The organism is Acidovorax sp. KNOB132, assembly GCF_057541515.1.
Window position 1 is genome coordinate 1 of record NZ_BAAJYT010000190.1, and the last position, 6,882, is coordinate 6,882.

General features: G+C 71.6%; 4 protein-coding genes and 2 pseudogenes. 1 reads left to right on the forward strand and 5 read right to left on the reverse strand.

Annotation, left to right across the window (positions count from 1 at the left end; all coding sequences use genetic code 11):
- Nucleotides 1-99 precede the first annotated feature (99 nt).
- The 4 genes and pseudogenes from AC27IO_RS18300 to AC27IO_RS18315 form a co-directional block, all read right to left on the reverse strand.
- Entirely contained in the window at nucleotides 100-849 is a 750-nt protein-coding gene (locus AC27IO_RS18300) for an ABC transporter ATP-binding protein (RefSeq protein WP_498740058.1), read from the reverse strand.
- The gene (locus AC27IO_RS18305) at nucleotides 846-1,640 is read right to left on the reverse strand and encodes an ABC transporter ATP-binding protein (RefSeq protein ID WP_284407312.1); all 795 of its coding nucleotides are present in this window, start codon (nucleotides 1,638-1,640) and stop codon (nucleotides 846-848) included. The genes AC27IO_RS18300 and AC27IO_RS18305 overlap by 4 nt, the downstream gene beginning before the upstream one ends.
- A pseudogene (locus AC27IO_RS18310) lies at nucleotides 1,637-3,569 on the reverse strand (ABC transporter permease). Before AC27IO_RS18310 ends, AC27IO_RS18305 begins: the two are co-directional and overlap by 4 nt.
- 78 nt (nucleotides 3,570-3,647) lie before the next feature.
- Nucleotides 3,648-4,859 (reverse strand): annotated as a pseudogene (locus AC27IO_RS18315) (ABC transporter substrate-binding protein); the annotation flags it as partial.
- A 269-nt stretch (nucleotides 4,860-5,128) separates the two neighbouring features.
- On the opposite strand from AC27IO_RS18315, the gene AC27IO_RS18320 reads away from it, so the two are divergent.
- On the forward strand, nucleotides 5,129-5,518 hold the full coding sequence (locus AC27IO_RS18320) for a nuclear transport factor 2 family protein (RefSeq protein ID WP_498740060.1): 390 nt from the start codon (nucleotides 5,129-5,131) through the stop codon (nucleotides 5,516-5,518).
- Nucleotides 5,519-5,647: 129 nt separating this feature from the next.
- Here AC27IO_RS18320 and AC27IO_RS18325 read toward each other — a convergent pair.
- Nucleotides 5,648-6,882 (reverse strand): phosphoethanolamine transferase (locus AC27IO_RS18325; protein ID WP_498740061.1); only part of this gene is annotated, 1,235 nt, incomplete at its 5' end.

The following is a 6,882-nucleotide window of genomic DNA, read 5'->3' on the forward strand; positions in this document are numbered from 1 at the left end:
CGAAGCGCCGCGCGTGGCCGGCCGCCAGCAGCACGCCGACCACGCCGTGGGCCGGCGCCGTGGGCAGGGCTTCGTCGCAGGCGGTGTCCATGGCGCGGCCTACACCGCAAGGTACGCGCGGCGCACGTCCTCGTTGCGCGACAGCGCCTCGATCGGGCCCTCGTAGCGGATCTGGCCCTTTTCCAGCACATAGGCCCGGTCGGACACCATCTCGGCAAAGCGCACGTTCTGCTCGGACAGCAGGATGCTCGCGCCCCGGGCCTTGAGCTGCAGGATCGTCTGCGCCATCTGCTCGACGATCACGGGCGCCACGCCCTCGGAGGGCTCGTCCAGCAGCACCAGGTACGGGTTGCCCATGAGCGTGCGCGCCACGGTGAGCATCTGCTGCTCGCCGCCGCTCATCTGCCCGCCGGGCCGGTCCTGCATGGCGCCCAGGTTGGGAAAGAGCCGGTACAGCGCGGCGGGCGTCCAGGACGGCGCCTCGCTGCCGTCGGGCCAGTGCCGGGGCGGCTGTCGGCCGACCGCGAGGTTCTCGGTGACCGTGAGGTCGGCGAACACGCGCCGGTCCTCGGGCACGAAGCCCAGGCCCATCCGCGCGATCTCGTAGGGCGCCAGCCCCGCGATCGGGCGGCCGAGAAAATCCACCCGCCCCTGCCGCCGCGCGAGCAGACCCATGATGGCCTTGAAGGTGGTGGACTTGCCCGCGCCATTGCGGCCCATCAGCGCCACGACCTCGCCGCGGCGCACCTGCAGCGACACGTCGAACAGGATGTGCGCCGCGCCGTACCAGGCGTTCAGGCCGGAGACCTCCAGCAGCAGCGGCGGCGGCGTCGGCGCGGGGGCCGTCATGCCGCGCCCTCCGGCACCGCTTCCCGGTGCCCGCTCTTTTCCCCGAAGGTCGTGCCGGCGCCCAGGTACACCGCCTGCACCCCGGGGTGGTTGCGGATCGCGTGGGCATCGCCCTCGGCGATGAGCCGGCCCTGCGCCAGCACGATGATGCGGTCGGCATGGGCGAACACCACGTCCATGCTGTGCTCGGTGAACAGCACCGCCATGCGGCGCTCGGCCACGAGCCGCCGGGTGAGCGCCATGAGGTCGCTGCGCTCCTGCGGCGCCATGCCGGCGGTGGGCTCGTCCATCAGCAGCAGTTGCGGATCGTTGGCCAGCGCCAGGGCCAGCTCCACGCGCTTGACGTCGCCGTAGGCCAGTTCGCTGCACGGGCGGCCGGCCTGCGCGTCCATGCCGACCTGGGCCAGGAGCGCCATCGCCTCGGCGCGGTAGTGCGAGGCAGCAGGCCGCCAGAGCGCGAACACGCGCCGGTGGTGCGACAGCAGCGCCATCTGCACGTTCTCGACCACGGTGAGCGAGGCGAACGTGGCCGCGATCTGGAAGGTGCGGCCCACGCCCAGGCGCGCGATGGCGCGGGGGGGCAGGCCCAGCAGCTCGCGCCCCTGCAGCTGCACCGAGCCGGCCGTGGCCTTCGTCTGCCCGCCCACCATGTCGAAGGTGGTGGACTTGCCCGCCCCGTTGGGCCCGATGAGCGCGAGCAATTCCCCCGCCGCCAGGTCGAACCCGATGCCATCGACGGCCTGCACGCCGCCATAGGATTTGCGCAGGCCGCGCACCTGGAGCAGCGTCATGGCGACGGCCCTTCGGGGATGGCGGGCGCCGCCGCCGGTCGTTCGGCCCGGCGCTGTGCGATCTGCTGCGCGAAGCCCGCGATGCCCTGCGGGAAGGCCAGCACCAGCAGCAGGATCACCCCGCCGAACAGCGCGCGCCAATACTCCGTGGCCCGCAGGATGGCGTCCTGCAGCACGCTGAACGCCGCCGCGCCGACGATGGGGCCCAGCAGGGTTTGCAGGCCGCCCAGCAGCACCATGACCAGCCCGTTCACCGACTGGCCCACGGCCACCGCCTCCGGCGAAATGCTGCCTTTGGAGAACGCGAACAGGCTGCCCGCCAGGCCGGCGAACCCGCCCGCGATCACGAAGGCCATCCACTGCACGCGCCGCACGTCGATGCCCACCGCCTCGGCCCGCAGCGCCGAGTCGCGCCCCGCGCGCAGCGCGTAGCCGAACGGCGCGAACAGCACGCGCCGCAGCGCCAACACCGACAGCCCCACCAGCGCCAGCGTGAGGTAGTAGTAGGCCGCGCCGCCCAGCCACGGCGCGGGCCACACGCCGATCAGGCCGTTCGAGCCGCCGGTGACGGCGTCCCACTGGAACACCACCGACCACACGATCTGCGAGAACGCGAGGGTCAGCATGGCCAGGTACACGCCCGAAAGGCGCACGCAGAACCAGCCGAAGACCAACGCCCCGGCCCCGGCCACCAGCGGCGCGAGCGCCATGGCCAGCGGCATGGGCATGCTGAAGGCCTTGAGCAGCACCGCGGCGCCGTAGGCGCCCAGCCCGTAGTAGGCCGCGTGGCCGAACGAATGCAGGCCGCCCGGGCCCATGATGAAGTGCAGGCTCACCGCGAAGAGCACCGCCACCAGCACGTCCTGCGCCAGCACCGTGGCATACGGCAGCCAGGCCGACAGCAGCGGCAGCGCGGCCAGGGCCGCCAGCACGGCCACCACCGCGGCCCGGAACAGCGGCGTGCCTGGGCGCAGCGGCGCCTCCGCCGGCGCCGAGTTGCGGCTCACGGCCTGGGGCCGCCCCATCAGCCCCCAGGGCCGGAACACCAGCACCAGGGCCATCACCAGGAACTCCACCACCAGCGTGAGCTTGGAGAACGACACCTCGACGCCGAACCACTGCACCGTGCCCAGCCCCACGCACAGCGCCTTGATCTCGGCGATCAGCAGCGCGGCCACGTAGGCGCCCGGGATCGACCCCATGCCGCCCACCACCACGATCACGAACGCCTCGCCGATGGCGCGCAGGTCCAGCGCCAGGCTGGCCGGCTCGCGCGGCAGCTGCACCGCGCCGCCCAGCCCCGCGAGCATCGCGCCCAGCGCGAACACGCCCGTGAAGAGCCACGCCTGGTTGACGCCCAGGGCGCCGAGCATTTCGCGGTCCTGCGTGGCGGCGCGCACCAGCGTGCCCCACCGGGTGCGCGTGAGCAGCAGCCACAGCAGGCCCAGCACCAGCGGGCCCAGGGCGATCAGAAACAGGTTGTAGGCCGGGTACTGCCGGCCCATCAGCTCGATCGAGCCCGCCAGGCCCGGCGCGCGCCGGCCCAGCCAGTTCCTCGGGCCCCCAGAGCCACAGCACCGCGTCGCTCACCACCAGCACCAGCGCGAACGTGGCCAGCAGCTGGAACAGCTCCGGCGCGCGGTAGATGCGCCGCAGCAGCACCACCTCCACCAGCGCGCCGAAGGCGCCCACCGCCAGCGCCGCCAGCAGCAGGCCGAGCCAGTAGCCCAGCGGCCCGCCGGCCAGGCCCGCCATGCGCTCGACCAGCGAATACGCCAGGTACAGGCCCAGCATGTAGAACGAGCCGTGCGCGAAGTTGACGATGCGCGTCACCCCGAAGATCAGCGACAGGCCGGCCGCCACCAGAAACAGCGACGACGCCTCGGCCAGCCCGTTGAGCAGCTGGGTCAGGAAGCCGGAGAAATCCATCGCGGGCGGAACGGGGCGCGGCGGGGTCGCGGGCGATTGGCAGGCCAGCGCGTCAGGGCGCGGGGCGCAGCGCGCGCACTCGGCCTCGGGCGGCAGCAGGGTATCGCCGGGCACGTAGCGGTAGTCGACCATCACGCCCTTGCCATCCTTGAGCGCGATCTTGCCCACGTACACGCCCAGCGTGGACTGGTGGTCGATCGCGCGGTATTCGATGGGGCCGTCGGGCGTGGACACCTGGAGGCCGCTGAACGCCTTGGCCAGCGACTCGGCATCGGTCTTGCCACCCGCGCGCTTCACGCCCGCGGCCAGGGACTGGATGGTGTCGTAGCCGATCAGCGCGCCCAGGCGCAGGTCTTCCTTGCCGTACTTGGCCTGGTAGGCCGCGACGAACGCCTTGTGGGCCGGCGTGTCGATGCTGTACCAGGGGTAGCCGGTGACGATCCAGCCCACGGGCGCCTCGTCGCGCAGCGGCTCCAGGTACTCGGGCTCGCCGGTCAGCAGGCTGACCACCGGGGTGCTCTTGAACAGGCCGCGCGTGGTGCCTTCGCGCACGAACTTGGCCAGATCGGGGCCGAACAGCGCGTTGAAGATGGCGTCGGGCTTGGCATCGGCGATGGCCTGGGCCACGCTGCCGGCGTCCAGCTTGCCCAGCGGCGCGGCCTGCTCGGTGACGAACTCGATGCCGGGCTGCTGCGCCTTCATGCGCTTCTTGAACGTGTCCACCGCCGACTGGCCGTATTCGTAGTTGGGGTACACGATGGCCCAGCGCTTTTTCTGGAGCTTGAGCGCCTCGGGCACCAGGGCCGACGACAGCATGTGGGTGGACGAGCGCAGGCGGTACGTGTAGGCGTTGCCGTTGTGCCAGGTGATCTTGTCGGTGAGCGCTTCGCTGGCCAGGAAAAAGCGCTTCTTTTGCTTGGCGTAGTCGGACAGCGCCAGGCCGATGTGCGACAGGAAGCTGCCCGCCAGGATGTCCACCCGCTCGCGCGAGACCAGCTCGTCGGCCAGCCGCACGGCCTCGCCGGGGTTGGCGTTGTCGTCGCGCGTGACCAGTTCGAGCTTCCTGCCGCCGATGCCGCCCGCCGCATTGACCTCGTCCACCGCCAGGTGCATGCCCTTCTTGTAGGCCTCCAGGAACACCGGCTGGGCCTTGTAGCTGTTGATCTCGCCGATCTTGATCGTGCCCTGCGCCCAGGCGGGGACACCGGGAAAAGCGCCCAACACGGCGACACAGGCCGCAGCCAGCCAGCGCGCGCCGGCGCCCGCAACGAAACGGTGGGGAAAGCTCATGACAACTCCTAGCGAAATAAAGGGCGGGCCGACTTTTCCTGAGGGTCCACCGGCGCAACCGCGCAACCCCCCGATGCTGGCACATCCACCGCAGGCCCAGCCCCGAAAATCGCAGCGATTCCATGGCCTTGCGGATCGCATTGTCCCGGGTAGCGGCCGGCCCGGGCGACCCCGCCGGGCGCCGGCCGTGTTAAACATGCCGGACCGTCTCGCCACCGCCCTGCCCCGTTCGGCATGGCGGCCTGTCCTTCACTGCTTTCGGAATCTCCATGCGCACGCCTTTCGAACTCATCACCGCCCACTACGCCGCCTCCGCCCGCCAGGACATCGCCGCCATGATGGCCGACATGGCGCCCGACGTGCAGTGGACCGAAATGGCGGGTTTTCCATGCGCGGGCACCTGGGTGGGGCCTCAGCAGGTGATGGACAGAGTTTTCAAGGTGCTGGGCGCCGACTGGATCGGCTACCGCTTCGATCTGGAGACGTTGATCGATGGCGGCGACCGCATCGTGGGCGTCGGCAGCTACTCGGGCACCCATGGCCGCACGGGCAAGGCCATGCAGGTGCGGGCGGCGCACGTGTGGCAGGTGCAGGGCGAGCGAATCGTGCGCTTCGAGCAGTTCACCGACACCCTGCTGGTCGATCGTGCGATGGCCTGATTCCGGGCGCGAAAGCGATGCCCCGGCAGATGCTATTAAATTAATAGCTACATGCCCTAGGTATTATTGCGGTGGGGCCCGATTGGGGCATGCATCCAAAAGCCAGAGGCATGCCCGCCTGCGCCGCCCTCACTCCGAGAACGACGGCACCGCCACGGGCAGCGTCGGCGCCACCCAGCGGTAGCGGTCGTCCAGCACGTTGCGCTCCGGCATGGCACCGGCCCAGCCGATGTGCAGCAGATCGGCCAGGGTCCAGGCCGCCCAGTCGGCGCGGAACGGCCGCTGCGCCGTGGCGGCGGACACCGGCTGCGCCGCCGCGCTGCGCCAGATCACCGTGGGAATGCGGTAGCCCGAGGCGGTTGCGGGGCTGTGGCCCGCGCGGTCGCTGCCGTGTCCGACCTCCTGGCCGTGGTCGGACAGGTACATCCACGCCCGGGACTCGCCGGGCCGCGCCCCGGCGCGCGCCAGTTGCAGTGTCTCGGACACCACGAAGTCGTGGTACAGCAGGGCGGCGTCGTACTGCTGGCGGTAGCGCCGCACCCAGGCCGAGCGGCCCTGGCCGGCCAGTTGCGCCTCGACCGCGTCCACGTGGTCGTCGAACGGGTTGTCGCCGCTCGGAAAGCGCAGCCGGTAGTGCGGGTGCGCGCCCATCAGATGCACCACGATCAGCTTGCGCTCGGCGGGGTCGTCCAGCGCCTCCTGCACGCAGTCCAGCAGCTCGCCGTCCAGCGAGGCGCCCGCGCGGCCCGGCGTGCGGTTGACCATGTCCACCACGTCGGCCAGGCGCGCATGCTGCTGCTCGATCGCCACATCGTCGTGGTTGCTCATCCACCAGACCTTGTAGCCCGCGGCGCGGGCCAGCGCCAGCACGTGCTGCCCGTCGGCCCGGCCCGGCTGCCCGAAGCCGAAGATGTTGGCCAGCGCGGGCAGCGTGCTGGCATCGACCGACCACGCATGGCGCAGCACGGCCATCTCCCCGCCCAGCACGCGCTGCTGGGCCTCCAGGCGCGGCGTGGTGGAGCGCGCGTAGCCGTACAGGCCCAGGTTGTCGCGGTTGATGCTGTCGGTCACCACCAGCACCACGGTGGACGGGCCGGCGCGCGTGACCGCGGGCGCCGCCTGCCGCGCCCGCTCCAGCAGGGCGCTGCGCTGGCGCTCCTGGTCGGCCCAGCCGCTGCGCAGGCCGTGGACCGCCGCGTTCCAGTGCGTCCAGTAGGCGACCGGGTGCAACCGGCGCCACGGCTTGCTGGCATAGCCCAGGGCGCTGAGCGCCAGCAGTGCGCACAGCAGCGTCACCAGGGCTTCGCGGCCAGCGCACGGCGGTGCGCAGGCCCCGGCGCGCGCTGCGGCCCACCAGCCACGCG